Annotated in this window: 28 protein-coding genes and 3 tRNA genes; 15 read left to right on the forward strand and 16 right to left on the reverse strand. The window is 63.2% G+C overall.

Annotated features, from left to right (window positions below; all coding sequences use genetic code 11):
* Positions 1–41: 41 nt before the first annotated feature.
* The 4 genes from AOP77_RS06310 to AOP77_RS06325 are packed head-to-tail and all read left to right on the forward strand — an operon-like array spanning position 42 to position 4,126.
* Positions 42–467, forward strand: coding sequence for a hypothetical protein (locus AOP77_RS06310; RefSeq protein ID WP_062210793.1), 426 nt, complete (start codon positions 42–44; stop codon positions 465–467).
* Entirely contained in the window at positions 467–1,942 is a 1,476-nt protein-coding gene (gene purF / locus AOP77_RS06315; RefSeq protein ID WP_062210796.1) for an amidophosphoribosyltransferase, read from the forward strand. The genes AOP77_RS06310 and purF overlap by 1 nt, the downstream gene beginning before the upstream one ends.
* On the forward strand, positions 1,939–3,045 hold the full coding sequence (gene purM / locus AOP77_RS06320) for a phosphoribosylformylglycinamidine cyclo-ligase (RefSeq protein WP_062210799.1): 1,107 nt from the start codon (positions 1,939–1,941) through the stop codon (positions 3,043–3,045). Before purF ends, purM begins: the two co-directional genes overlap by 4 nt.
* 55 nt (positions 3,046–3,100) lie before the next feature.
* Complete coding sequence (locus AOP77_RS06325) at positions 3,101–4,126, forward strand: alpha/beta hydrolase (protein WP_062210802.1); 1,026 nt, start codon at positions 3,101–3,103, stop codon at positions 4,124–4,126.
* Between the two features lie 33 nt (positions 4,127–4,159).
* Here AOP77_RS06325 and AOP77_RS06330 read toward each other — a convergent pair whose 3' ends face one another.
* Positions 4,160–4,351: a DUF3073 family protein gene (locus tag AOP77_RS06330; RefSeq protein ID WP_062210805.1), complete on the reverse strand. Its 192-nt coding sequence runs from the start codon at positions 4,349–4,351 to the stop codon at positions 4,160–4,162.
* 217 nt (positions 4,352–4,568) lie between these two features.
* Here AOP77_RS06330 and AOP77_RS06335 point away from each other — a divergent pair, with 217 nt between their 5' ends.
* The 3 genes from AOP77_RS06335 to AOP77_RS06345 all read left to right on the forward strand — a co-directional run bounded on the left by AOP77_RS06335 (position 4,569) and on the right by AOP77_RS06345 (position 6,545).
* On the forward strand, positions 4,569–4,775 hold the full coding sequence (locus tag AOP77_RS06335; protein WP_061964772.1) for a BldC family transcriptional regulator: 207 nt from the start codon (positions 4,569–4,571) through the stop codon (positions 4,773–4,775).
* Positions 4,776–4,956: 181 nt separating this feature from the next.
* Positions 4,957–5,517: a methylated-DNA--[protein]-cysteine S-methyltransferase gene (locus AOP77_RS06340; protein WP_062210808.1), complete on the forward strand. Its 561-nt coding sequence runs from the start codon at positions 4,957–4,959 to the stop codon at positions 5,515–5,517.
* A complete protein-coding gene (locus AOP77_RS06345) occupies positions 5,514–6,545 on the forward strand; it encodes a DMT family transporter (protein ID WP_062210811.1) in 1,032 nt (343 codons plus the stop codon). Before AOP77_RS06340 ends, AOP77_RS06345 begins: the two co-directional genes overlap by 4 nt.
* A gap of 7 nt (positions 6,546–6,552) precedes the next feature.
* Here the strand turns inward: AOP77_RS06345 and AOP77_RS06350 are convergent, their stop codons facing one another.
* The 5 genes from AOP77_RS06350 to AOP77_RS06375 form a co-directional block, all read right to left on the reverse strand.
* Positions 6,553–6,933 carry a phage holin family protein gene (locus AOP77_RS06350; RefSeq protein ID WP_062210814.1) on the reverse strand — a complete coding sequence of 127 codons (381 nt, stop codon included), beginning with the start codon at positions 6,931–6,933 and terminating at the stop codon, positions 6,553–6,555.
* A gap of 355 nt (positions 6,934–7,288) precedes the next feature.
* On the reverse strand, positions 7,289–8,773 hold the full coding sequence (locus AOP77_RS06355) for a hypothetical protein (protein WP_062210817.1): 1,485 nt from the start codon (positions 8,771–8,773) through the stop codon (positions 7,289–7,291).
* A gap of 1,188 nt (positions 8,774–9,961) precedes the next feature.
* A tRNA-Phe gene (locus AOP77_RS06365) sits at positions 9,962–10,037 on the reverse strand.
* Positions 10,038–10,116: 79 nt separating this feature from the next.
* Positions 10,117–10,190: transfer RNA gene (locus AOP77_RS06370), tRNA-Asp, on the reverse strand.
* 61 nt (positions 10,191–10,251) lie between these two features.
* A tRNA-Glu gene (locus tag AOP77_RS06375) sits at positions 10,252–10,324 on the reverse strand.
* A gap of 121 nt (positions 10,325–10,445) precedes the next feature.
* Between AOP77_RS06375 and AOP77_RS06380 the strand changes: the two genes are divergently transcribed.
* Together AOP77_RS06380 and AOP77_RS06385 are read left to right on the forward strand one after the other, a co-directional pair.
* A complete protein-coding gene (locus AOP77_RS06380) occupies positions 10,446–10,796 on the forward strand; it encodes a metallopeptidase family protein (protein WP_062210823.1) in 351 nt (116 codons plus the stop codon).
* A gap of 16 nt (positions 10,797–10,812) precedes the next feature.
* A complete protein-coding gene (locus tag AOP77_RS06385) occupies positions 10,813–11,157 on the forward strand; it encodes a metallopeptidase family protein (RefSeq protein WP_061964770.1) in 345 nt (114 codons plus the stop codon).
* Positions 11,158–11,243: 86 nt separating this feature from the next.
* Here AOP77_RS06385 and AOP77_RS06390 read toward each other — a convergent pair whose 3' ends face one another.
* Together AOP77_RS06390 and AOP77_RS06395 are read right to left on the reverse strand one after the other, a co-directional pair.
* The gene (locus tag AOP77_RS06390) at positions 11,244–11,471 is read right to left on the reverse strand and encodes a hypothetical protein (RefSeq protein WP_062210826.1); all 228 of its coding nucleotides are present in this window, start codon (positions 11,469–11,471) and stop codon (positions 11,244–11,246) included.
* A 9-nt stretch (positions 11,472–11,480) separates the two neighbouring features.
* Positions 11,481–12,299: an SDR family NAD(P)-dependent oxidoreductase gene (locus tag AOP77_RS06395; RefSeq protein WP_062210829.1), complete on the reverse strand. Its 819-nt coding sequence runs from the start codon at positions 12,297–12,299 to the stop codon at positions 11,481–11,483.
* A 125-nt stretch (positions 12,300–12,424) separates the two neighbouring features.
* Between AOP77_RS06395 and AOP77_RS06400 the strand changes: the two genes are divergently transcribed.
* Together AOP77_RS06400 and AOP77_RS06405 are read left to right on the forward strand one after the other, a co-directional pair.
* Entirely contained in the window at positions 12,425–14,188 is a 1,764-nt protein-coding gene (locus tag AOP77_RS06400) for an ABC transporter ATP-binding protein (protein ID WP_062210832.1), read from the forward strand.
* A gap of 25 nt (positions 14,189–14,213) precedes the next feature.
* Positions 14,214–14,606 (forward strand): Rid family hydrolase, encoded by a 393-nt coding sequence (locus AOP77_RS06405; RefSeq protein WP_062210835.1) that lies wholly within the window; start codon positions 14,214–14,216, stop codon positions 14,604–14,606.
* An 84-nt stretch (positions 14,607–14,690) separates the two neighbouring features.
* On the opposite strand, the gene galE is transcribed toward AOP77_RS06405, so the two are convergent.
* The 4 genes from galE to AOP77_RS06425 form a co-directional block, all read right to left on the reverse strand.
* A complete protein-coding gene (gene galE, locus AOP77_RS06410) occupies positions 14,691–15,665 on the reverse strand; it encodes a UDP-glucose 4-epimerase GalE (protein WP_062210838.1) in 975 nt (324 codons plus the stop codon).
* 209 nt (positions 15,666–15,874) lie between these two features.
* Entirely contained in the window at positions 15,875–17,035 is a 1,161-nt protein-coding gene (galK, locus tag AOP77_RS06415; protein ID WP_062210841.1) for a galactokinase, read from the reverse strand.
* Complete coding sequence (gene galT / locus AOP77_RS06420; protein ID WP_062210844.1) at positions 17,035–18,201, reverse strand: galactose-1-phosphate uridylyltransferase; 1,167 nt, start codon at positions 18,199–18,201, stop codon at positions 17,035–17,037. The genes galK and galT overlap by 1 nt, the downstream gene beginning before the upstream one ends.
* Before the next feature lie 235 nt (positions 18,202–18,436).
* Positions 18,437–19,207 (reverse strand): SDR family NAD(P)-dependent oxidoreductase, encoded by a 771-nt coding sequence (locus AOP77_RS06425; protein ID WP_062210847.1) that lies wholly within the window; start codon positions 19,205–19,207, stop codon positions 18,437–18,439.
* A gap of 266 nt (positions 19,208–19,473) precedes the next feature.
* On the opposite strand from AOP77_RS06425, the gene AOP77_RS06430 reads away from it, so the two are divergent.
* Both AOP77_RS06430 and AOP77_RS06435 read left to right on the forward strand, forming a co-directional pair.
* Positions 19,474–19,974 (forward strand): beta-class carbonic anhydrase, encoded by a 501-nt coding sequence (locus AOP77_RS06430; RefSeq protein WP_062210850.1) that lies wholly within the window; start codon positions 19,474–19,476, stop codon positions 19,972–19,974.
* Positions 19,975–20,132: 158 nt separating this feature from the next.
* Positions 20,133–20,339, forward strand: a complete 207-nt coding sequence (locus AOP77_RS06435) for a YkvA family protein (protein WP_201774094.1) — start codon at positions 20,133–20,135, stop codon at positions 20,337–20,339.
* Here AOP77_RS06435 and AOP77_RS06440 read toward each other — a convergent pair.
* Positions 20,300–21,004, reverse strand: coding sequence for a Pr6Pr family membrane protein (locus AOP77_RS06440; protein ID WP_062210856.1), 705 nt, complete (start codon positions 21,002–21,004; stop codon positions 20,300–20,302). The genes AOP77_RS06435 and AOP77_RS06440 overlap by 40 nt on opposite strands.
* A gap of 53 nt (positions 21,005–21,057) precedes the next feature.
* Between AOP77_RS06440 and AOP77_RS06445 the strand changes: the two genes are divergently transcribed.
* Together AOP77_RS06445 and AOP77_RS06450 are read left to right on the forward strand one after the other, a co-directional pair.
* Entirely contained in the window at positions 21,058–21,786 is a 729-nt protein-coding gene (locus AOP77_RS06445) for a flavodoxin family protein (protein WP_084622431.1), read from the forward strand.
* 4 nt (positions 21,787–21,790) lie between these two features.
* Complete coding sequence (locus AOP77_RS06450; RefSeq protein WP_062210863.1) at positions 21,791–22,288, forward strand: GyrI-like domain-containing protein; 498 nt, start codon at positions 21,791–21,793, stop codon at positions 22,286–22,288.
* A gap of 36 nt (positions 22,289–22,324) precedes the next feature.
* On the opposite strand, the gene AOP77_RS06455 is transcribed toward AOP77_RS06450, so the two are convergent.
* The 3 genes from AOP77_RS06455 to AOP77_RS06465 all read right to left on the reverse strand — a co-directional run bounded on the left by AOP77_RS06455 (position 22,325) and on the right by AOP77_RS06465 (position 25,309).
* A complete protein-coding gene (locus AOP77_RS06455; RefSeq protein WP_062210866.1) occupies positions 22,325–22,867 on the reverse strand; it encodes a DUF305 domain-containing protein in 543 nt (180 codons plus the stop codon).
* A 93-nt stretch (positions 22,868–22,960) separates the two neighbouring features.
* A complete protein-coding gene (locus AOP77_RS06460; protein WP_062210869.1) occupies positions 22,961–23,407 on the reverse strand; it encodes a hypothetical protein in 447 nt (148 codons plus the stop codon).
* A gap of 66 nt (positions 23,408–23,473) precedes the next feature.
* The gene (locus AOP77_RS06465) at positions 23,474–25,309 is read right to left on the reverse strand and encodes a BCCT family transporter (protein ID WP_062210872.1); all 1,836 of its coding nucleotides are present in this window, start codon (positions 25,307–25,309) and stop codon (positions 23,474–23,476) included.
* Between the last annotated feature and the right edge of the window lie 56 nt (positions 25,310–25,365).

Raw genomic sequence — 25,365 nt, forward strand, 5'->3', positions numbered from 1 at the left:
CCGGTTCGTTGCTTTGAGGCACACCGCCTAGACTTGACTCCGTGAGTGACGCACCCACCCCCGACCACGCCGAGGCAGTCCCCTCAAACGAGGAATTGCGACGCACCGCAGTACCTGCGGCGATCCGCCATGCACCCCGAGTGGGTCGCATGATCGGCACCGGTGTCGGCATCGGAATCGCGCTCGGAATTGTGCTCGGTGCCGTGCTACCAAACTCGACGGGAGCGGGCCGTGGCATCGTCATGGTGCTGTTGAGCCTGGGCTTCGCGGTCCTCGGCGGACTCTTCGCCGGCGTCATCGCGACGCGCCTCGACAAGCCCCTCAAGAACCAGGCCGACGGCCCGCTGTTCCCGCAGGATGCCATCGTCACGGAGAAGGTGGCCACGCGCGATGCTACGGCCACGGACGCCACCCCTTCAGTGCCCGAGCAACCACCAATAGAACGCCCGAACGGAGATCCCACCTGATGCCTCGCGGTGACGGACGCCTGAACCACGACCTACTGCCCGGCGAGAAGGGCCCGCAGGACGCGTGCGGCGTCTTTGGCGTCTACGGACCCGGCGAAGAGGTGTCGAAACTCACGTACTTTGGTCTCTACGCCCTGCAGCACCGCGGCCAGGAGTCGGCAGGAATCGCGACGTCCGACGGCGACAAGATCCTGGTCTTCAAGGACATGGGTCTGGTCTCGCAGGTGTTCGACGAAGGTGCGCTCGAGGCTCTCACCGGCCACATCGCCATCGGCCACGCGCGCTATTCCACCACCGGGGCTTCGACGTGGGCGAACGCCCAGCCCACGCTCGGTCCTACGGCGCACGGCACCGTCGCGCTCGGTCACAACGGCAACTTGACCAACACCGCAGAACTGCTCGAACTGCTGGGCGAGCGCCAGGGTGACGCGGCCCGCAACAAACTGAGCGGCGGCAAGGCCACCGACACGGCGGTCGTCACTGCGCTGTTGGGCGACAAGAATCAGGGCACGCTCGCGCAGACTGCGCTCGAGCTCCTGCCTCAGATTGAGGGCGCATTCTGCTTCGCTTTTATGGATGAGGACACGCTTTACGCCGCCCGTGACCGCCACGGTGTGCGCCCCCTTCAGCTCGGCAAGTTGCCTTCCGGTGGTTGGGTGGTGGCATCTGAGACGCCCGCGCTAGACATTGTGGGTGCGGTGTTCGAGCGCGAGGTGGAGCCCGGCGAGTTCCTCGTGATCAACGCGGATGGCGTCCAGTCCTTCCGATTCGCGGAGGCGACGCCGCGTGGTTGCGTGTTCGAGTACGTCTACCTTGCCCGCCCGGACACCACCATCAACGGGCGCTCTATCAACGCGGCACGGCTCGAGATGGGCCGCACGCTGGCCCGCGAGCACCCCGTCGAGGCGGACTTGGTCATTCCGGTGCCCGAGTCCGGAACCCCCGCCGCCGTGGGCTACGCCCAGGAGTCGGGCATCCCCTTCGCGCAAGGCCTCATGAAGAACGCCTATGTGGGCCGGACGTTCATTCAGCCGTCGCAGACGCTGCGCCAGTTAGGAATTCGCCTCAAGCTCAACCCGCTGCGCGAGGTCATCGAGGGCAAGCGCCTGATCGTGGTCGACGACACGATTGTGCGCGGCAATACCCAGCGCGCCATCATCGCCATGCTTCGCGAGTCTGGAGCCGCCGAGGTCCACGTGCGAATCTCCGCGCCGCCGGTCCAGTGGCCGTGCTTCTTTGGCATTGACTTCCCCACGCGCGGCGAACTCGCTGCGGTCGAGCACAGCATCGAAGAGTTGCGAGTGCAGATTGGCGCCGACTCGTTGGGGCACATCTCCCTGGACGGCATGGTTGCCGCGACCCAGCAGGCCGAGGACCGGCTCTGTACCGCGTGCTTCACCGGCGACTACAGCATCGACCCGCCCGTGGATGCCCGCCACCTACTCATGATCCAGAGGGAAGAGGTAGCTCGATGACCGCCGACGGAATGACGTACGCCGATGCCGGTGTCGACACTCACGCGGGCGACCGCGCCGTAGAGCTCATGAAGGGCGCCGTGGCGAAGACTCACGGCCCGGAAGTTCTGGGCGGCGTAGGTGCATTCGCTGGCCTGTTCGATGCTTCTGCGCTCAAGTCCTACAAGCGCCCGTTGTTGGCCTCGTCCACGGACGGTGTGGGCACCAAGATCGTGATCGCGCAGGCCATGGACACGCACGACACCATCGGCCAGGACCTGGTCGCCATGGTCGTCGACGACATCGTGGTGTGCGGTGCCAAGCCGCTGGTGATGACCGACTACATCGCGTGCGGCAAGGTGGTGCCGGAGCGCATCGCCGACATCGTGCGCGGCATCGCGGAGGGCTGCCAGATGGCCGGCACCGCGCTGGTAGGGGGCGAAACCGCGGAGCACCCCGGAGTGATGGGCGTGGACGAGTATGACGTGGCCGGTGCGGCCATTGGCGTGGTCGAGGCCGACGCTCTGCTGGGCCCGGACAAGGTGGCCGCGGGCGACGTCGTGGTGGCGATGGCGGCCTCTGGCCTGCACTCGAATGGTTACTCGCTGGTGCGTTCGGTAGTGAAGCACGCCGGCTGGACGCTCGACCAGGACATCCCCGAGTTGGGACGACGGTTAGGGGAGGAGCTCCTCGAGCCCACCCGCATCTACGCTCAACTGTGCGTGGACATGGCGGCCGCACACGCGGGCCTTCACGCCTTCAGCCATGTCACCGGAGGGGGACTGGCCGCCAACGTGGCGCGCATCATCCCGCAGGGCCTCGCCGCGACGGTGTCCCGCGACGCGTGGGACCTGCCCGCCATCTTCGCGCTGGTGCAGTCCGCTGGCAAGGTGCCGTGGAATGACCTGGAGTCGACGCTGAACATGGGAGTGGGCATGGTGGCAATCGTGGCCCCCGAGGACGCGGACGCTCTCATCGCGCAGTCCGCAGCTGCCGGTGTTCCCGCTTGGGTACTCGGAGAGGTCCTCCCAGAGGACGGGCGCGTTGGCGGCCCCGACGTTATTCAGGGCGCCAAGGGTGTCGACGGTGGCGCGGTCTACCTGAGCGGTTCTTACCGGGCCTAGCCACAGGGAACGCCCGGCTAAAAGCACCCGCTCCGAACCCCAGTACCGTTGATGCATGTCTGCATCTCAAAAGTCCTGGTACCGCCGCAAGCGCATCGTCATCCCGACGGCCTTTCTAGCCGCCGGTTTGGCCGTGGTGGCCGTGAGTGTGGTCAGCCCGTGGCCCACCAGCCTGCTGATCCGTGGGATGTTCGACAAGGGCGCGGCGGACACGGTGGCGGAGATGGACCCTTACGTTCCTGATGGCGTCGCCTCGCAACCTGACGTGGAGTACGCAACTCAGGGCGCGGACACCACCCTCGACGTGTTCTATCCGGACGGGACCACTTCGCCGCAGGCCACGGTGATCTGGATCCACGGCGGCGCCTGGATCTCTGGGGATAAGACAAGCGTGAATCCGTATGCCCAGATGATCGCCGCGGAAGGCTATACGGCCGTGACGGTGAACTACACAGTGTCACCTGAGGCGGTGTATCCCGTAGCGCTGGAGCAACTCAACTCTGCGCTCGGCTACCTCGTAGACAACGCCGATGAGCTCAACATCGACCCGAATCGCATTGTGATTGCCGGGGACTCGGCAGGGGCACAACTCACGAGCCAGCTCGCGAACCTGGCGACCAACCCGGAGTTCGCTACAGAGATGGGGATCGCCCCGCAAATTGATCAAAGCCAACTGGTGGGGGTAATTCTGAACTGTGGAATCTACGACGTCAGCGGGGTCGCCGACGCTCCTGGCATCGGCGCGTGGGGCCTCGGGCTCGCCTTGTGGTCGTACCTAGGCGACAGAGACTGGTCGCACACCACTGGGGCGTCGCAGATGTCCAGCGTCGCCCACGTGACGGCAGATTTCCCCGCTACCTGGATCTCCGGCGGCAACGGAGACCCGCTCACGGATACGCAGTCAAAGCCGCTAGCGGAGAAGCTGACATTCCTTGGGGTGCCGGTCACCGAGGTGTTCTACGCGGCAGACCACACGCCGGAACTGCCACACGAGTACCAGTTCCACCTCGACTATCCGGACGCGCAGACTGCACTCCAGTCGACGCTGGAATTCCTGTCAGCTCGCACTCAACTGGAGTAGTCAACGTCGGAGCGGCCAGCCCCGGATAGGAACTCAGTCCTCGTCGTTGGCCCAGCGGGCGTAGGGATCGTTATCTTCCTCGACGGCAACCTCGACCTTTGCGGGACGCACAGCATCGCTGTGAATCAACTCGCGTTCGAGGTCGCGCAAGTCAGCACCATGCGGCGTGTACTTCAGCTCGCGTGCAATCTTTGCGTCTTTGGCCTTCTGACGACCGCGTCCCATGTCGCCGTCCCTTCCACCTTCGCGGACTGCGCTGTGCGCGCTCGCCCTACGGTTGAGTCCTAAACCCGTACTTTACAACGCCCACGGCCCCCAATGCGACTCCCGGCAATTCGACTATTTGGGAAATCTTGCCGAAACCGCGTCATAGCCCGGCACCTGGCCCGTCTCAATACGTGTGAAGCCCATCAAGGGCACGGACGGATAGAGGGACAAAATGATGGCAGAAACGATCCAGGAGCCGGAAAAGCTCCTGACGCCGAGCGAGGTTGCCGCGATCTTCCGCGTTGATCCGAAGACCGTGACGCGCTGGGCTAAGGTCGGCAAGCTCTCCTCGATTCGCACGCTAGGCGGTCACCGCCGTTTCCGTGAGGCCGAGGTACAGCAGTTGCTTGCTGATGCACAGGAGCAGCGCCACCTGGCTTAAGTTTTGACTACGCACGACCATTAGTCGCGGCCCCCGTCCAACGTTGGACGGGGGCCGCTTTGCGTGGCGGTGGGTTCAACGGGACGATGATGCGGCGGTCTCAGCATTCAGGTGCCAGTTGGAGGCCCCTGGCCGCCGACGCTCACCCTCACGCCTCTGCACTCGGGCGTACGCTTGCGGAATGCCACTCCCGCTCGTCGCCGCCGAGTACGACACGCCCTTCGGTGACCTCGCGGTGCTGGTCTCTCCGGAGGACGGCACGGTGAGGTCTGCGGGATTTCATGCGGCCGCGGACATGGCGCTACGGGTTGCTCCGAGTCAGCGGGGCCGCGGCTGGGAGCCCGGGGACCTGCCTCACATTGACGCGGCCGTCGCGGCATGGCTGTCCGGCGATGGTTCTCTGCTGCGAGACATAGACGTCCAGCAAGAGGGCGGCCCGTTCTTTCAGGAGGTCTGGGAGACGATGCGCGACGTCCCCAATGGCGAGACCATCTCCTATCGGGATCTCGCAGAGGCCGCCGGTCGTCCCCGTGCCATGCGAGCCGCCGGCACCGCGTGCGCGCGCAACAACATCGCCCTGTTCATCCCGTGCCACCGCGTCATCAAGTCGGGCGGGGCTCTGGGTAACTACGGTTTTGGTGGGGTGGAGATGAAGGCCGGCATGATCGCCCTCGAGCACAAGGGCGCTGCCCAAGCGGACGATGCCGCCTTGCGTCGCTCTGCGGCGGAGGCTTCCGTATGACGGGTGTAGGTGACGCGCCACTACGTGCCTGGCTACCCGCGTTCCTCGTGGTTTCTCTTGCGTGGGGTTCCTCGTTCCTGTTTATCGCCATTGCGCTGCGCGAGTTCACGCCTGTGCAGGTGGGTTTTGGGCGCGTGGCCATCGGGGCTGTGGTGCTGCTGGGGATGGTGGCGTGGACCAAGAACTGGCCCCACCTGTCCTGGAAGAACGTGGGCGCGATTGCCATCGTCGCGGTGTTCATGTCCGGCATCCCGCTGGTGTTGATCCCCATGGCCGAGCAGCAGATCACCTCCACCCTCGCAAGTCTGCTGAACGCAAGCACCCCGCTGTGGACCGCGCTGTTTGTCGCGCTGCTGATCCCGGCGGAGAAGGTCAATCGTCTGCAGCTGACGGGCCTGGTGATTGGCGCCCTAGGGATCGCCGTCCTGCTAGGCGCGTGGAATGTCCACTCGTTCCCCCTGCTGGGCGCCGGACTGATGCTGGGGGCGACGGCCTGCTACGGCATCGGCGGAACCCTTTCGCGTGTGCTCCTGAACCGTGTCCAGGAATCCAACGTGACGCTCGCGGCGACACAAATCGGGCTGTCCGCGCTCATGCTGGCCCCGTTCGTGCTGATGAGCCCTACACCGGCTCCTACGGCCTTTGAACTGAGTTCGGGTGCCATGTGGGCCCTTATCGCGTTGGGCGTGTTGGGCACGTCCTTTGCCTACGTACTGTTCTGGCGCGTGGTGAAAGTGGCCGGGGCGACCACGGCTGCATCGGTCACCTATGTGGTGCCAGTCGTCGCGACGTTCTTGGGAGTGGTGGTCCTTGGCGACCACCTGCCCTGGTACGAGCTAGCAGGCGCCGGCATCGTCTTTGTGGGGGTAGCCCTCGCCGGACGCAAGAAGAGGCCCGTAATGGTCGCTGAGGAGGGCCTGGCGGCGCAGCCAGCAATTGCCGGCGCATCTCAGATCGAGGAATTGCCAGAACTCGGGGAAGAAACGTCAGAGGATGCTCGCGTGGCGGAAAGTACCCGCGAGGTCTAGCTCAAAGCTAGAACGGCATCGAGTTCTTGATGTTGTTGATGGCGCGCTCGGGCTTGATGTCCTTGTTCTTCTTGACCTTGTAGGCGCCCCAGATGCCGAGGATCAGCACGATCACCAGGATCAGGCCGGCCACGACGAGCGCCGATGCCCACACGGGCAGCGCGGTGGACAGGCCAGCAACAGCGGCCGTCAGTAGGAGGAGTACCAGGAAGAATCCGAAGACAGCGGCGCCAACGAGCATGCCGATGCCCTTGCCGAGCTCGGCCGCCTTGTACTTCAGTTCGATCTTGGCGATCTCGAACTCGGTCTTAATCGTGGAGATCCAGTTTCCGAAGAACGCGGACACGACCGAGTTCACAAACGCTTTACCGATGTTGTTGTCGGACATGGTTCCTCCTTGATGGCGTGCCTCTAGTACACAGGTCATCGGCACCCAATAGCAAACGCTCAAGTGCCAGCGACGTTAGTTTGCACGTTTTTTCGCAACTATGGGTCGGATCAGATGGTCGGGTCACCCGCAAGGGCCTGATCGTTGTCCGACCCCGCCAACGAACTGTTTATCTCCGACGACGGTTTCGCCCGTTGCTGCCATGGTTCCGTTGGCGACGTGGCGATGATGACTATTGACTCGGTGCAGGCATCCGTAGCGATGTCGGTGATTGTGTCTACATTATTTGACACCGCGGCGTCACAGAAGAGTGCTGGCTCCGTTTCTGACGTGAAACGGAGCCAGCCGTGATGAGCTAGTTGCCCTGAGAGGCGCCGATCGAGTACTTCAGATTAGTCGGGGGAACAATGACTCCGAAGTAGTCCCTCGGGCCGGCCGACAGCCCGAACTGTGCTGGATCGATACCTTTGCCCCTGAGTAGGGACGTAGATGTGAGACCAAAATTCACCGGGTCAATCCATGTTGAAGTTCCAGTAACGGCCGGCAAATAGTAGCCAGGGACCGCGGTCTTGCCAACGTTGGTCGATCCAATTTTCTCGACCAACGGGAAGGCAGCTTGCCACGCCGTCAACGAGGTGCGGTTGACCGAGGAATCATCTGAGTAGTTGCTTCCACCGGTGCGAATCGAGAACGCGCCATCAGCAAAGTAATTGTTGCCCTTGAAAGTTGCGGTCGTATTGACCTCGACGCTGACCAACGGAACCCCTCCGCTCGTGTGGACGGCATTGTTGTAAAAGAATGCATCGTGCGAGCGCTCCCACACTCTGATTCCGGCCGCCGTACCCGCAACGCTTGGCTTGGTGTAGATCGTGTTGCCATAGACGTACGTGTTCGTAGCGCCGTTAACTGTGTCGTTGGATCCGATCACAATGCCACCGTAGTTACTGTCTGACGAAATTCCCCGTGAATCGTTGCGCGAGATGTTGTAGCGAACGACATTGTTGTCAAGTGGTCGGGCACCTTGGTACTGGTAGATCAGGTAGCCCGCACCTTGGTTGTCGTAACTGTAGTTGTACTGCATCACGGAGTTTGTCACTCCACCGTCGAGGTCGAATCCACCGCCGTCCTTGGTTTGGCTGCGATTCGAGAACGATGTGCAAAACTGTATGACTACTGCATTGGCGTTGTAGGCCCAGATTCCGATTGGGCCTCCTCCGCTAAAGTTATTTAGGGCGCCGTTGCGGAATGCGTAACTGGATTGCACAGTGGCGCCGTCAACGTCGCCGAGAACGATTCCACTCCCCGAGTTGGTTTGCTCTGTGGCCCCCGAGCAGTTGCTCACCATCTTTGAGGGGATCCCCTTGTTGTCAAAAGCCGCGACGTTGTCAATCGTCACGTTCGCACTCGAATACGTAGTGTTTGGCACAGCACACAAATTTCCGTATGACTGGATGCCTGCGTCAGCGTTGTTGTGAACGTCTGTATTGCTTATGAGCACGTTGGAAAACCCACTCTTGTTGTTCGCGACGAGGTCACCACCGCCAAGAATGATTCCGCTTCCGCCGTAACCTTGAATGTTGACTCGATCGATCGTGATACCTGGGCGACGGTCATTGCCGCCGAGCCCGTTGTGCAGATTGATGCCATGCCCCGGCCCGGAACTGAAGTTGCCGATGACGTAGAGGTCCTGGATTGTGACTCCACCAACATTGCTCACGATGATGCCGTCGTCTACGCCCGAAGAAATGGTGGCTTTATGGCTGCCGTACGAGCCGATGACTACCCGAGTGGTCTCAGAGTTGGCGTCACCGCCCCCCTCCCCGTTGTCGAAGATTTGCAATGAACCGGAGTAGGTGTGGCCGCCTGCGAATAAGACGCACGTGCCCGGTGTGAGCTGAACCTGGTTTACTTTCGCGATGGTCTTCCACGCCTTCGCGACAGTTGTTCCTGTCGAACTATCGTTTCCAGTGGGCTTGACATAAAAAGTCTGTGAACAGCCAGCCGGTCTCACTACGGGGAGATCTGATCGAAGTGCGACTGTTTGCGATGCGGCCGGGGCCGCCGATCCTGAAGCGACCGTCAAACTTAGGCCGAGCACCATCACCCCCAGTCCCGAGATGGTGCGGCGGTGCCGTTGTGTCGTTTTGGCGTGGAATTTCATTCGTGAGCCCCTTTGCTCGATAACACCGCAATCCCGACGATCGCAGCTGGTCCAGCCGAAGGACGTTTGCCGAATCACACTGAAGTCGCTCGGGTTGCAATTGCGAGTACTCGCGTCAGCAACCGTTGCGTGGCAATTTGGACAGAGATCCCTATGCTGGTTGAAAGTTGCCGGCAGTTTGTTACCGGTAACAAGCATCCTGCTACTGATATCGAGAAGTGTCAATAGATGGCGTGGATGCGGCAATCATTGCTTACGAAGCACCCGCCATGGACAGGTTCCCCGGAACGTTCTTTGGTTTTCGTAGTACTTTCCGCCACGGCTGTACGTGTGGGTGGCTCATGTTTCAGAAGAGTGCCCGCGCATGTGGCGCGTTGAAGAATCTATCGGTACAGGTGTTTGTCCGCTGCGGTGGGAGCACAAGCGCTGACTCGAACCACGCCACGGAGGTCCGCGCGGGGAATCCCGAGAATTGCAAGCGCGGCAAGTTTTTCCTCGAGCAAGCTTGCAGGATGGTTGACTTGTTTACTCGCGGAGCCGACTTCCGCAGCCGAATCCTCGCGTAGTTTGTTGCCGAGTTCATGAAGATCGCCAGATACTCATGAACCATGACCCCTATTACACGGTCTATCGGACCCGTTCCTGGCTAGGCAATCGACGCCAAAGGTCAACGAGGCTCAACGCGGACGTATCCGCACATCAGTACGACCATGGTCGACTAGGTATGACTTGTTGGTGAGGGCACGTACTCGACGTCATATGCCGCGGATCTTCACCGAACTGCGGCAATCATGGTCGTGTCTACGCTAAGGAGATCCGATCTAAAATCCGAAAGTGGTAAGTCCACTTCAATGATCAGTGTCTTGCTGGTGGCTCCGACGGGCGTCGATCCCGTGACCTCACGATTTTCAGTCGTGCGCTCTACCAACTGAGCTACAGAGCCAGGCGTGAGATACGGCGTCGGCGAGAAGCCGTACCCCACTGAGACGAATGCCCCTTCCTAAGAAGGGGCATTCAACCCGCGACCCTGACGGGACTTGAACCCGCGACCTCCGCCGTGACAGGGCGGCGCGCTAACCAACTGCGCTACAGGGCCTTGCATTCCCTTGTTACCAAGTGAACCGTATGAAGTTTAGACCATATCTGGCCTCCACTTGTACCCCCAACGGGATTCGAACCCGTGCTACCGCCGTGAAAGGGCGGCGTCCTAGGCCGCTAGACGATGGGGGCCCGTTCGCGATTCCCCTTGTGAGGTCACCGTGGACCTCCAAATGATACGGGTTGGCGAGCCCAATATCCAACTCGGGCCGCACGTGCTTCCACGTGAGCGTGGGTGCGTCACAATGGAGGCATGGTCGAGATGTCACGCGAAGAGTTCGAGGACGCAGTGCGCGACGGGCTGGATCTGATTCCGGATGACCTCACGGCACTTATCGATGACGTAGTGATCCTGGTCGAGGATCAGACACCGCCTGGCCGCCCCAACCTGCTCGGTCTTTACACGGGTGTCGCTCGCACGCGCCGTGGAAACGACTGGGGCGTGGGTCAGGTGCCGGACCGCATCATCATCTACCGCAGCTCCATCCAGCGCCTTTCGCGCACCGTCGAGGAGGTCCGCAAGCGGGTCGCCAAGACCGTCGTGCACGAGGTGGGCCACCACTTTGGAATCAACGACGCGCGGTTGCGCGAATTGGGTTACTGATTCAGTGACAGTCGAGATGTCCCGTGAGGACTTCGAGTCCGCGGTAGACGACGCGCTCGACGGGATCCCCGAGGATTTGATCGCGTTGGTCGACAACGTGGTGATCCTGATCGAGGACGACGCCCCGGCCGGCGAGCCCGACCTGCTAGGCCTCTACGACGGCGTGGCACTCACCGAGCGCGGCTCCGACTGGGGCATGGGCGAGCTTCCTGACCGCATTTTCATCTACATGAATCCCACGCTGCGCTTCTGCGACGACGCGGACCATGTGCGCGAGGAAGTCACCGTCACCGTGGTGCACGAAATCGCGCACCACTTCGGAATTGACGACGCGCGCCTGCACGAGCTGGGCTGGGGCTAGAAAACTTCTCGCCGGCCGATGCTGGGGCTGGCATGAAAACCCAAGGCCACCGGCGCATCGGCCGGGTGGCGGCTGCTCGCTGGGTATTAGTCCTCGGGCTCGTCTTCCAGGGTCCAACCCTGGCGCTGCAGGTCGAACACGAACTTCTGGACGACTGCCGTCGATTCCGCGTCGTTCTCGCACTCCTCGTACTGCATGCGCGCGGGCACGTCGGGACGGGCGGTGTCGGAGGTGGCGACGACGAGTGTGGCGTCGTTGTTCTCGAGGCTGAACACCTTCACCTCGGTGCCCTTGGTCATGCTGAACGGTTCCATGGCTCCAGGCTAGCGCCAGCGGTACGCCCGGCCCACCGCCGCGTCCCAGAACTGCGAGCCCAGGAAGTGGCGTGCATAGACCACCACGCGCCCTGAGGCGGTGTTGAGGTAGCGGTGGCGAGGGTGGCGGGCCTCCACGGCCTTCACGTATGTCTTGGCGCCGTATTCGGCGCTCGCGGCTGCCTTGCCGTAGGCCCCGGAGAAGACCTGCCCGTTCGTGACCTCAAGCTCGGCGTACGGCGAGTCCATGTCGATGCCGACGCCCATGCCGGCCGTGGTGTCGAACTCCGTCTTGATGGCACCGGGCTCGATGATCACCACGTCAATGCCGAACGGCCGCACCTCCATGCGAAGCGCATCGGAGAGCGACTCGATCGCGTACTTGGTGGAGTGATACCAGCCGTTCACCGGCAGCGTCATGCGCCCGCCCATGGAGCCGACATTGATGATGCGCCCCGAACCCTTGGCCCGCATGGCAGGCAGCACCAGTTGACACATCTGGGTCAGTCCAAAGACATTGGTCTCGTATTGCGCGCGCGCCTTGGCGACTGGCACCGTCTCGATGGGCCCGGGCTGCGAGTATCCAGCGTTGTTGATGAGCGTACCCACGGCGCCGTGTTCGGCCTCCACGGCGGCCACGGCGGCGCGCATCGACTCGATGTCGGTGACGTCCAGCGCGAGCACGTGCGCGCCCTTGGCCTTGAGTTCCGCGAGGGTCTCCGGACGGCGTGCGGTGGCGTAAACGGTGTGGCCGCGCTCCAGGAGGGCGCGGGCAGCCTCGCGGCCCATGCCGGAGGAGCAACCAGTGATCAGAATGGGGTCAGTCATGTTTCGAGCGTAACCGTCGAGCCGAGGCGCAGGTTCCGGCTGGAGCCCAGGATCCGGTCCGTGAGGGTGCGGCAATAGACTTGCCAGGTTTGTCGCCCCGAGTGGACCCATTAGGAGGAGTTGCCGTGCACCACCCCAAGCACCCCGAGATTCAGCTCGACGCGGCGCACCCGGTTCGCAGCGCGCGTTCGCTCATGCGCCCGCACCGCAAGAACTTTGCCCTCGCGGCGGGGGTCTTTGTCCTAAAGGACAGCCCGCTGTGGCTCCTGCCCGTCGTCACTGCAGCCGTCGTAGACACGGTGGTGGACGGGGGGCCGATGCGCAAGCTGGGCTTCCTCGCGATGGCCGCCGCCATCCTGCTGGGCCAGAACTATCCGTTTCACATGCTCTTTATCCGCCTTTTTATGGGCGCGAGCAGGCAGATCGGAGCAGACCTGCGCAATGCCCTGATCAACCGCCTGCAAGTGTTGTCTATCGGCTTCCATTCCCGCGCATCGGCCGCTGTGGTGCAGACCAAGCTGGTGCGCGACGTGGAGAACGTGGAGCTCGCCTTCTTGCAGGTCGGAGCGCCCGCTCTGAGCGCGACGACGGTGTTCGCAGGCGCCGTAGTCATCACCGCCATTCAGGTGCCGCAGTTTCTTCCTGTGTACGCGCTGGCGGTCCCGTTTGGCGCCGGCCTATGGTGGATGGTGCGCCGTTCAAGTGCGCGCCGGAACGAGGAGTTCCGCCGCGAGGTAGAGATGTTCTCCTCCCGGGTGGGGGAGATGGCTACCCTCTTGCCGATCACGCGCGCACACGGCCTCGAGCACGTCGCCGCCGAGCGCGTCGCTCACGGCGCGGAGAACGTCCGTTCTGCGGGCCTGCGTCTCGACATTCTCAACGGGCGATTTGGCGCCCTCAGCTGGGTGTCGCTGCAGATGCTCACGGTGTTCTGCTTGATTGGCGCGGCCGCCGCATCTATTTCAGGGATGATCGACATCTCCGCCGGCCAAGTGGTCCTGCTGTCCACCTACTTCTCGCTGCTCACGGGCGCCGTCACGTCGTTGCTTTCCCTTGTTCCGATCTCCGCTAAGGGCGGGGAGTCACTCAAGTCGATTGCTGGAGTGCTACAGGAGCCTGACCTCGAGTTTAACGAGGGCAAGGACCGGGTGGACTCGGTGGATGGCGACCTCAATGTGGAGAACGTCACCTATCAGTACCCGGGCGCCAGCGAGCCGGCTATCCACGGTCTGGATCTCCACATTAAGACGGGCGAGACGGTGGCGCTCGTGGGGTCGTCTGGCTCCGGCAAGTCAACGCTACTGAACCTGGTGCTGGGCTTCTTACGTCCCACGGACGGCCGCATGCTGCTCGACGGCGTAGACATGGAGACGATGGATCTGCGCACCGCGAGGCGCTTCCTGTCCGTGGTCCCCCAGGAGTCAGTCATGTTTGAGGGGTCGATTCTGGACAACGTCACCTACGGACTGGGGAACGTCCCGGAGTCGGTGGTGTGGGACGCGCTGTCCAGTGCCAACGCCCGTGACTTTGTGGAGGACCTGCCCGAGGGCATCCACACCATGGTGGGCGACCGAGGGGCCCGGATGTCCGGCGGCCAGCGTCAGCGACTGTCGATCGCTCGGGCGCTCATCCGTGACCCGCGCATCCTGCTGCTCGACGAGGCCACTAGTGCGCTGGACACCGAGTCCGAACAGAAAATCCAGGGCGCGCTCGCTAACCTCGTCGCCGACCGCACCACGCTGGTGGTCGCACACCGGCTGTCGACCATCCGCGCAGCGGACCGCATCGTGGTGATGGAGAAGGGCCGCATCGTCGAGGTGGGCTCGCATGATGAGCTGCTGGCCGCTGAGGGCCGCTACGCCACGCTGCACCGCATGCAGACCGACTAGGCGCCTCGCGCCCTACGATGTCCGCATGAGAGAGAACTTCAGTTCGGGCGGCCCCTTCGAGGCCGAGTACGGCTACTCCCGCGCGGTGCGCGTCGGCGATCAGGTCTGGGTGTCCGGCTCGTGTGCCCGTGGCGACGCCGTCGATGGTGACGCCTACGAGCAAGCGGCGGACGCGCTGAGAGTCATCGCGGGTTCGCTCGCCGAAGCCGGGGCGTCGCTTGCGGACGTGGTGCGGACTGTCACGTACGTGACCGACATCGCGGACATGGCGCTAGTAGCCCGCGCGCACCGTGAGTTGTTCGGCGAGGTACTGCCTGCTGCGACCATCGTCGAGGTGAGTGCGTTCGCCGACGCGCGCTACAGGGTGGAGATTCAGGTCGACGCCGTTGTTGACGAGGGCAAACCAACCACTGCGTGAACGCAGAGATGCTGAGTCGTGGAATTTCAACCACTAGGTGAACGCTGGAGAATGAGCAGACGCTAAGGCGGGGTGCCGGCGGGATTAGCCCTTAGGGTGCGAAGCCCAGGCGGTCGCTACCATCTCGTGCACGTTGTGGCTGTTCTTCCACTCGATGTCGTCCCCGGCCAACTCTCCGGTGGCGACGATGCGTGCGGGGTCACCCGCACGGCGGGGTTCAATGCGAGGGTGGAAATCGATCTCCGTGACCTCACGGACGGCGTCCATGATCTCGCGTACCGAGGTGCCTGCGCCCGAGCCCAGGTTGTAGACCGGGGCGAGTTCGCGGCCGGCCTCCATCATGCGGGCTGCGGCCACGTGAGAGTGAGCGAGATCGCTGACGTGCACGTAGTCGCGCACGCAGGTGCCGTCGTCGGTTCCGTAGTCGTCTCCAAAGATCGCGGGGGTGTCGCCCGCCGTGAGTTTCGCGAAGACTAGTGGGAAGAGGTTGTAGGGCGAGGCGTCGTAGATGTCCTCAAAGCCGGAGCCCACCACGTTGAAGTAGCGCAGGCTGGTGGCGGTGAGCGGTGTCTCGGAGCCCGCGAGAGCGCGCACCTGGTCGCGGATCAGCCACTCGCCAATGAGCTTGGATTCGCCGTAGGGCGACTCCGGCGTGGTGGGGGTGTCCTCGGTGACGAGATCCACCGACGGGGTGCCGTAGACGCCCGCGGAGGAGGAGAACACCAGGCGTCCGGCACCTGCGGCGGCCATCGAGTCCAGCAGCACGCCCAAGCCCTCGACGTTCTGACGGTAGGTGTGGACCGGGCGCTTGACGGACTCGCCCGCGTACTTGTAGCCGGCGCAGTGGATGACTCCCGTGACGCCGTGCTCACGCATCGCGGCGGTCACCGCGTCGCCATCCAAGATGCTGGCACGCACCAGGGGCACGCCGTCCTCGACAAAGTCCTCGAAGCCGGTGGAGAGGTCGTCGAGTGCCACTGCACTCATGCCGGCGCCCGTGAGCGCCCTGACGACGTGTGATCCGATATAGCCGGCCCCGCCGGTCACCATCCAAGTCATGCCTACATCCTTACCTAAATAATCAACCACTAAGTGAACGTGAGGTGCGTGAAGCCCCGATTCTCAACCATTTCCTGAACGCTGGGGTGGTAACGCTGGGGTGGTAACGCTGGGGTGGTAACGCTGGGGTGGCGATGCGAGGCAAGTGCATCCCCACCTCTCCTGCGTTCAGGAAATGGTTGCTTTGAGCCCGCTTCCGCACCCTATGTTCACGCAGTGGTTGATCCGGAGTGGTCGCGCCGAGCGCCGGAGGCCGCGTGAACGGTGAACGAGTGCGGCTCCGTGTAGCCCGCGCCCGCGAATGCTGCGGCGACCGCTGCGGAGATGGCATCGACGTCACCGTCGCGCACCAGGGCGACCATTGAGCCACCAAAGCCACCACCGGTGAGCCGGGCGCCAATCGCGCCGTTCGCCATCGCGGTCTCGACTGCGAGGTCCATCTCCGGCACCGAGATCTCAAAATCGTCGCGCATCGAGGCGTGGCCCGCACACAGCAAGTCGCCGATCGCGAGGGGTCCCTTGGTGCGCAGCGCCTCGACGGTATCGAGCACTCGCTGGTTCTCCGTGATGATGTGGCGACAGCGGCGGAAGGTCTCCTCATCGACGCGTCTCTGCAGCTCGGGTAAGTCGACCACGGACAGCTCGCTGAGCAACGCGACGCCCATCGCAGCGGCGCCCTTCTCACACGAGGCACGGCGGGAGGCGTACCCGCCGGTCGCATGAGCGTGCTCGACGCGGGTATCGACAATCAGCAACGCCAGGTGGTTCTCCTCGAGGTGCAGCGGCACCGTTTGGGCCTCCTCGGTCATGCAGTCCAGGAACACCGCGTGGTCCTGCTCGCCTAGCATCGAGGCTGCCTGATCCATGATTCCAGTGGGGGCGCCCACGGCGCTGTTCTCTGCGAGCCGACCCGCGCGAGCGAGCTCCATCGGCGCCAGGCCAAGGTCCCACAGGTCATTCAGTGCGACCGCGACGGAGCACTCGATCGCGGCGGAGGAGGACAGTCCCGCGCCGATCGGCACGTCCGAGTCGAGCTCTATGTTGAGACCCGTGACGCCGGACAAGTCGGCGCCCATCTCGCCCAAAGCCCACGCCACGCCAAGGACGTAGGCGGACCAGCCAGCCACGGCATCGGCCGCGAGGTCGTCGATGCTCAATTCGATCGCAGTGCCGTCGCCCGCAGTCGAGGTGACGCGCAGGATGCGGTCCTCGCGCGGAGTGACGGTGCACGTGGTGCGGCGGTCGATTGCGAGGGGAAGCACTAGTCCGCCGTTGTAGTCGGTGTGCTCGCCAATCAGGTTGACGCGGCCCGGGGCGGACCAGACGCCGCCAAGGGCGAGGTTCGGAGTGGCGGGTTCGGTGGCAGTCATCAGGCGTCCTTCTGGGGGCTTGTGTTCGAAGATTGGGCGGCCGATGCATCGGCGCGGGCGATCGCTTCGCGCAGGTTCTCGGCGGCCACCTCGGGAGAGACGTCGGCTATCCAGGCGCCCATGGCGGCCTCGGAGCCGGCGAGGAACTTGAGCTTGTCAGCCGCGCGACGCGGGCTCGTGACCTGGGCCATCAGTCGGATGCCGTCGCCGCCCTCGAGTGGGGCTTGGTGCCACGCGCCGATGTACGGGGTGGGGGTGTCGTAGAGCGCGTCGACTCCACGCAGGAGGCGGGGGTAGAGCGAGGCGAGTTCGTCACGCTCCTCGAGCGAAGTGTGGGCGAAGTCGGGGACGTCGCGGTGAGGCAGGACGTGAATCTCCACGGGCCAGCGGGCCGCGAAGGGAACAAACGCGGTCCAGTACTCACCGGCGATCAGTACGCGACCGCCCTCGCGCTCGCGGTCGAGGATGTCCGACATGAGGGACTGGCCGTAGTCCGCAACACTGGCCTGTAGGCGCTGGGTGCGCGGCGTGACGTACGGGTACGAGTAGATCTGGCCGTGAGGGTGGTGAAGTGTGACGCCGATGGCCTCGCCCCTGTTCTCGAACGGGAACACCTGCTTGACTGCGGGAACCTTGGACAGCTCTGCGGTGCGGTGCGCCCAGGCCTCGATGACGGTGCGAGCGCGGAGATCGCCCAGTGACGCGAACGAGCCATCGTGCTCGGGGGAGAAGCACACCACCTCGCAACGGCCCGCGGACTGGGCGGTGCGCTCAAGGCCAATCGCCGCGGTGAAGCCGACGCCCTCGATGGTGGGCTGGGGGCCGAACGATGGCGACCGGTTTTCAAAGACGGCGACGTCGTAGTTGTCGGGGACCTCGGACGGGTTGGTGGGGGACTGTGGCGCCAGCGGGTCCAGGTGAGCCGGCGGCAGCATGACGCGGTTCTGACGGGCGGCTGCTACAGAAATCCACTCGCCGGTCAGGGGGTCCTGACGTGCGTTGGCTGTGGCGGGACGCGGGTCGAGGGTGCGGGAATCGGCCTTGCGAGCCGTCGGCAGCGTGGCGCCGCGGTCGTCGAAGTAGATGATCTCGCGGCCGTCCGCGAGGTGATCACGACTGACGCGGATCGCCTTATCGCGAGCTATTTCCTCGTTGCCTGGCTTCATTGCCTGTGACCCGGAACTCATTGGTGCCCTTCATCGGAGACTGTGACCGCGCACAGCCCAACTCTTCACCGCGCCATTGCAACACGATGTTAACGTGAACAATAGCCGATGCGGGCGCTCGCGGCAATTGTTGGGACGCCTCCCCAGGAAACTGCCCGGGTGGAGCCGGACCCCTCCGCGTCCGCGCGGCGGGAGCGACATGAGGGGGAAATGTGCGCCCGACGGAGTGGCGCCCTTACGGCAAACGGAGTCTGGTGACGCGCTCGAGTTCGGCTACCAGGGCCGCGCGAGCCTCGGCGTCCTGGGTGATGGGGTTTGGTTCGAGAACTTCGCGGCGCTTCACGTATTGACCCGTAGTGGTGGCTACTGCCTCGTGTGATGTTGCGAGCCACACCTGACTTTCGGCGCCGTCTTCGACCGAGTCCCATGCGTCGGGGCCTCCGAGTTGAGTCCTGATCCAACCGGGGTCAACGACGTTGATGACGGACTCGGGGTGACGGGCGGCGAGCTCAAGGCTCAGCATCGAGTCATGCAGTTTGGAGTCGGAATATGCCTGCATGCTGTCCCAGTCCCGACTATTCCATTGCAGGTCGTCAGCCGCCCAATGGCCGTTGGCCTCCAGCCCGGAAGTCAGGTAGACCATCCGTGGAGCGAGCGGCATCAGACAGGTGAGGATGTAGGGCGCGACCACGTTGATCTGGAAAATGCGCTCTAGGCCGTCGACAGTTTCGGTGCGGTCACCGTTGCCGCCGCCCACCCCGGCGTTGTGAATGATGACGTCGAACGGACCGGCCGCCTGGGCCGCCGCTGCGAGGGCGCGTGTTGAGCACATGTCCGCCAGTTCACCTGCCACGACGGCGCTAGCCGTAGGGTTCGCAGCCAGTGCGGTGGAGGCTCGTCGTGCGTTGCGTGCATGCAGCACCACCTCGTGTCCCGCCGCGAGGAGTTGCCGCGCGCACTCGGCACCAATTCCTTGGGCAGATCCGGTGATGAAGATGCGTGACATGGGGACCTCTCGCGGCAAAATTGAGTAGGTCGAATCAATTCGATTCGCCGGGATGAGTCTATGCCCGCGCCTCGTGTTAACCCAAGCCGCGACGGAGCCTCTTCTGATGGTGAAACCCGGGCTCGGTAAGACGAATGGTGAGGCCGCGTCACGGGCAGAGTGGTGACTACTGGCGAGTGTTGGGTTGAGCACGAATGGTGCCCTATTCTGAACGGAGTCCCGCGCGGCCCGAGCCATCGCTGTGCGCCTGAACGATGGAGGAGCTTATGTCAGTTGCTGATCAGCTAGTAGAGAACAACCGTGCGTACGCCGAGGGTTTCACGCCGGATCTCCCGCTGCCCCCCAAGCTCAAGCTCGCGGTGGTGTCTTGCATGGACTCCCGCTTAGACACCTTTGCCATGCTCGGACTCGACCTTGGCGATGCGCACATTGTCCGCAATGCAGGGGGAGTGGTGACGGACGACGTGATCCGCTCCTTGGTCATCTCGCAGCGCAAGCTCGGCACCCGCGAGATCGTCTTGGTTCACCACACGGATTGTGGCGCACTCACGTTCACCGACGACGAGCTGCGCAACCAGCTTCTGGACGAGACTGGACTCAAGCCCACCTGGAGTCCCGAGAGCTTCCGCGACCTAGACGCGGACCTTCGCCAGTCCATTGAGCGCGTGCGTCGCAACCCTTTCCTCGTGGATGCTACGCAGGTACGCGGATTCGTTTTTGACGTGCACTCGGGAGAACTGCGTGAGGTTACTTCGCCCTCCGCGTAGCGCAAACTCTGGTCCAACGTCGATTCTCGGCGTAGCCTAGAAAGCCACATAGAGCGTGGGAGCGAATGGAAGCCCATGCTCCGAGGGACGACGGAGGTGTGAGCATGTGGTGGAAGTTCTTTACTGCGGTCCGCACGGGCCAATACAAATTGGCGCCGATGACGTGGCTGGCTTTTGCTGGCACGATTGTCTACACGCTGTGGCCACTCGATTTCATCCCCGATTTCATCCTCGGCCCCGTGGGTCTCATTGACGACCTCGGCATGTGGGGCGTGATGGCGATGCTCGCCACGCGTGAGAAGCAGAAGTGGGAAGCGCAGTTGGCCTACGACGGGGTCATTATTGACGCCGAGCCGGTTCGCTGACCCCTGGGATTACTCGCAGCACCTGAGCTGCCAGAACCACCCTCGTCCCAACGGCGCCAACGCCGAATTCTCATCGCCCCTGCTGATGCTGCGAACAGGATCGCGTAGTTCCAGGCCAGACCGCCAGCGATTGCCGCTGCGCCCAACGCCGTGTCCAAGTACTCGTACACGGCTGGTTGACCCTGCCACGACCTAAGCACTGCGATGCATACCCACACCGTCGCATACGTCGTCATCCACCACACGTGGCGCCAGGGCAGCGGTCGCCGAGGTCCCACGAGCAACTGCTCGGCGACGGCGTACATCGGCGTGACGAGGTGCGAGATGACCATCACATAGATGAGTTGTGGCCCGTCTTGGAGACCCAGGGGCGCGATGGCAATCCAATAGATCGCGCCAATCGTGACCAGGTTGGCGGCGGTAAAAGCGCGGCCGTATTCCAGCCAGTGCGGGCTTGCAACACCGTGGCGCTGTCGGCGCAGCGCGTAGAAGACCAGCGCTCCCCAGGTAGCCATGGCAATCACGTTCGCCTGGAACGTGAAGTACGTGGCGATCTCGGAGAACGACGACGGCACCCGCCCAGAGGTATCCGTCAGGGTCGCCAATAGTGCGGAGGCAATCAGCCCCATCATGGTCAGGCGGGAGGCAAGGACGGCTTTGTTCACTGGCTCAGACTATGGGGTGGCGAGGGTTCCTCCCCTCGCGTAGCGTCGGAACCATGAGTACAGATACAGATTTCACCGACCTCAAAGCGTGTTTTGTGAATTGCACGCTCAAACCCAGTCCCGAGCTCAGCCACACTCAGGGGCTGATGGACAACTCGATCGCCATCATGCGTGAGCACGGAGTGGAGGTGGACGTGGTCCGCGCCGTGGACTGCGATTTGGCTCCGGGCGTCTACCCGGATATGCGCGAGGACGTTCCCGGCGGTGGCCAGGCGAGCGACGGGTGGCCGGATCTGAAGCATCGGATCCTTGACGCCGACATCCTGGTGATCGGCACCCCGATTTGGTTGGGCGACAAGTCGTCGGTGGCAACACGAGTGATTGAGCGTCTCTACGCACTGTCGGGACAGACGAATGACCGCGGCCAGTTTCTCTATTACGGGCGCACGGCAGGCGTCCTTGTCACCGGCAACGAAGACGGCATCAAGCACGTAGCAATGAACGTCCTGTACTCGCTGCAGCATCTGGGCTACACGATTCCACCCAACGCCGATGCTGGTTGGATTGGGCCCGTGGGGCCGGGGCCGTCCTACCTGGACGAGGGCAGCGGCGGACCCGAGACCGACTTCACCCGCCGCAACACCACCTTCATGACGTGGAACTTGATGCACGCGGCGCGGTGGCTCAAGGACTCTGGGGGGTATCCCAGCGGAGGCAACTCCAGCGAGGAATGGAGCGATGGCGCTCGCTTCGACCATCCCAACCCTGAGTACAGGGCGTAGCCAAGTGTCGAACGCAACCTACCGCGTGGAAAACCGCGAACCCGTGACCTATGTGGCGCTGCCCGTGACGGTGACGATGCACGACATTGGCGAGCGAATCGGCGCAGCTTATACACAACTCGATGTCTACCTGGCCGCACGTGGCATCAACCCCAGCGGGCCGTCGCTCGTGAGGTACCGCAAGCTCGACATGCGGGGCCCGTTCACCATCGAGGTGGGCTGGGTGATCCCGGAGAACACCTGGATCGACCTGCCCTACGTCGCAGATGTTCTACCCGCTGGGCGCTACGCCGTGGGGTCATTCGAAGGTCCCTACGCGCATCTGGAGGAAGTGACGCGCGAAACCTTGATGTGGGCGGATCTGAAGGACCTCAACTTTGACGTCGAGCCCGGCGTCGACGGCAAGTGGGCATCGCGCGTGGAGCTCTACCTAGACGATCCGCGCGAGGGCGAGGAGGGGCTTGAGGGTCCCGTAGAGGTAGCCATCCTGACGCTTGAGTAGCACGCCCCGGTCAGGGCGCGCTACTCAAGCTCGGTGTTACGAGTCGAGCCAGCTCTGCATGGTCGCAATCTCTTCTGACTGGGCCGCAGACATCTCGCGTTCCAGTTCCACCATGAAGTCTGAACCACCCTTCGCTGCGGCGTTGTCGGCCATCATCACGCCGTGTTCATGGTGAGAGATCATGGCTGCGAGGAAGGCGTCTTCGCGTTCGCCGGGCGTGAGCGCCGCAATGTCCTCAGTTGATGCGTCGACGACTGGCGCGTCGTTGGGGACGGCAGCATCCTGTGCAGTGAGCCATTCGGCCATGGCGACGTTCTCAGAGCGCTGTGACTTGATGATGTTGTGCGCAAGTTCCGCGACCTCGTCGCGCACACCCTCGGACTCAAGAAGAGCCTCCGATATGGCGATGGCATCCGCGTGGTGGGGGATCATCATCTGTGCGAAGGCCACATCCGTTTGGTTGGATCCGGAATCAGTAGTTGGTGCCAGGCCGGTGGGACTCTCCGCGGCGCTGGCGCAACCGGAGATGAAGAGGGCGGTGGCGACGCAGAGCGCCGCGAACTGGGTGGGACGATTCATGAGAGTTGTCTTTCGGTTCAGTTGAGGAAGAGGGGGGAGTGCACGCAATACGGCGTGCTAGGTCTAGGCGTCGTAACGCCACTGACTCCCGGCCTAGGTTCGACTGATTCCGAGTACGTGAAGGTGAGGGCGGGTAGGAGGCCAGACCGAGGAGCAGACCACGTGCATAGTGCGTTGGCTCATGGCGATCACGCGAGTAAGCCTTGGCGCCCTAATGGTGCCCGCTAGAGCAATGATCGCAATCGCGAGCATCAGGCACGCCATCGCAAGGTCAGAGGGAGATCCGCACATCGAGTCGCAGGCACCTTGAATGGACTCAAACGGTGCCGCAAGCGCGGGCGAGCCCGATCCGTGGTCCGCACCGTGCCCGTGAGCGTCAGCTACTGCGTGCTCAGGGGTCGTCATGCCCGCGGGGTCGGCGATCGAATGGTGCGAGGTTCCGTACCCGACCGCGACAAGTAGCGCGGCGGCGATCAGCATCGCCACGTGGGCGCGCGAGTGTGCCTTCAGGCTCTTGCGCATGCGTGAGACGATCTTCACAGTGGCCCAATTTTACAGTTCATTGGGAGGTGTCGTGGCCCCACGGACCGTTGGCCATGCACCAATCTATTCGCGAGTGTCGCCCTCCACCGGTGTCACGATCTCGTCGGTGGTCGAGTTCGTGAAGGACGGGCTGATGTGGTCCTCGTCAGCGATCGCTTCCGAGTTTGGGGTGGCCGCCCTTACCCCGCGAGGTCCGCTGGCCTGGCCGGTTGGCCGGTCATCCCGTTCGGGAGCGCGCCCAAGCTTCTGAAGCCAGGACACCTTGTACTTGATTGGCGCTGTTTCCTGGTCAGCAGATTCGAGGCCGTACTCGTCGCCCACGTGATCGGTAATGTGCTCAACAAACTCGGCGCGGTTACCGCGGAGATAGACCTGATGCTCGTATCTGAACGCCTTAAGGGTGGCCAGCATCATGCCGATCATTACCACCGAGAACGGCAGGGCGGTAATGATCGCCGCCGTCTGAAGCGCGGTAAGGCCGCCACTGAGCAGGAGCGCGATAGCCACCAGCGCGGTGGTGACTGCCCAAAACACTCGCAGCCACTGGCGCGGGTTCTCCGCGCCGCCGGAGGTCAGCATACCGAGTACGAGGGAGCCCGAGTCCGAGGATGTGATGAAGAACAGGCCGATCAGTAGGATCGCGCCGTACGATGCCGCGGCGCCTCCGGGTAGCCCGTCCAGCATGGCGAACAGTGAACCGTTGTAATCCACCTCACCGTTGGGCCCGATCAGTCCGCCGTCCCCGTAGAGCTCCCGGTAAATTGCCGTGCCACCGAGTGTGGCGAACCACAGGAATGCGATCGACGTCGGGACGAGCAGTACGCCCCACACGAATTCGCGCACGGTTCGGCCCTTTGAGACGCGTGCGATGAAGATGCCGACGAACGGTGCCCAGGAGATCCACCAGCCCCAGTAGAACGTTGTCCAGGCCGCCTGCCACTGCTCGCCGGCCTCGCCGGCGTAGGCCGAGACATTGAAACTCAGTCCCACAAAGCTCTGTACGTACGCGCCCACATCCTGGACAAACTCACGCAGGATGAACAGCGTAGGTCCCGCGAACAATACGTAGAGCAGGATCGCTCCGGCGAGTGCGAGGTTAATGCTGGATAGCCACTTCATGCCCTTCTGCAGGCCCGTGACCAGCGAGAAGATGGTGAAAACGGTGATGATTCCGATCAGCATGATCTGTGTGCTGGTGGTGGGCTGAGCGATTCCAGCAGAGTCGAGGCCCGAACTCATCTGCAGTACGCCGAGTCCCAGAGAGGTGGCGACACCGAACATCGTTCCCACCACGGCGGTCACGTCGATCACGTCGCCCCAGCGGCCTTTGACCTTGTCGCCCATCAGTGGCTCGAGTGCCCAGCGGATGGAGACCGGCCGGCCGCGCCGGTGCACGGCATACGCGATCGAGACACCCACCACGATGTAAATGGACCACGCGTGGATGCCCCAGTGCAGGAAGGTCTGCGTCATAGAGGCCTGCGCGAGTTGCTCTGGAGTCCCGGTGACACCCGGGCGCGGGTCTGCGTAGTGGGCGAGGGGCTCCGCAACACCGTAGAACACCAGTCCGATTCCCATTCCCGCGGCGAACAGAAGCGCGAACCACGAGAACAGCGAGAATGCCGGCTTGTCCTCGTCCTTGCCCAGCTTGATGTTGCCGAACCTGCTGAAGCCGATGAACAACGTGAATGCCACGAACACGGCCGCAATGAGAACGTAGTACCAGCCAAAGCCGGAGACGATGCCGGACTGGATCTGCTCAAACAACGCCTCGGCGGAGTCGGGCCAGATGATGGCATAGAGACAGAAGCCCAGAATCAGGATCGACGCAGGCCAGAAAACGGACTTGCCTAGTGTCGACTTGGTCATCGGGGTGTGAACGTCCTGCTCGGTCGCCATCGACTCTCCCTGTGCTGAGGTAAGGCTGGATCGTAAGAAATGGAAGGGGTTGCGCT

The sequence above is a fragment of the Demequina oxidasica genome (genome assembly GCF_000975115.1).
GTDB classification, from domain to species: Bacteria; Actinomycetota; Actinomycetes; order Actinomycetales; family Demequinaceae; genus Demequina; species Demequina oxidasica.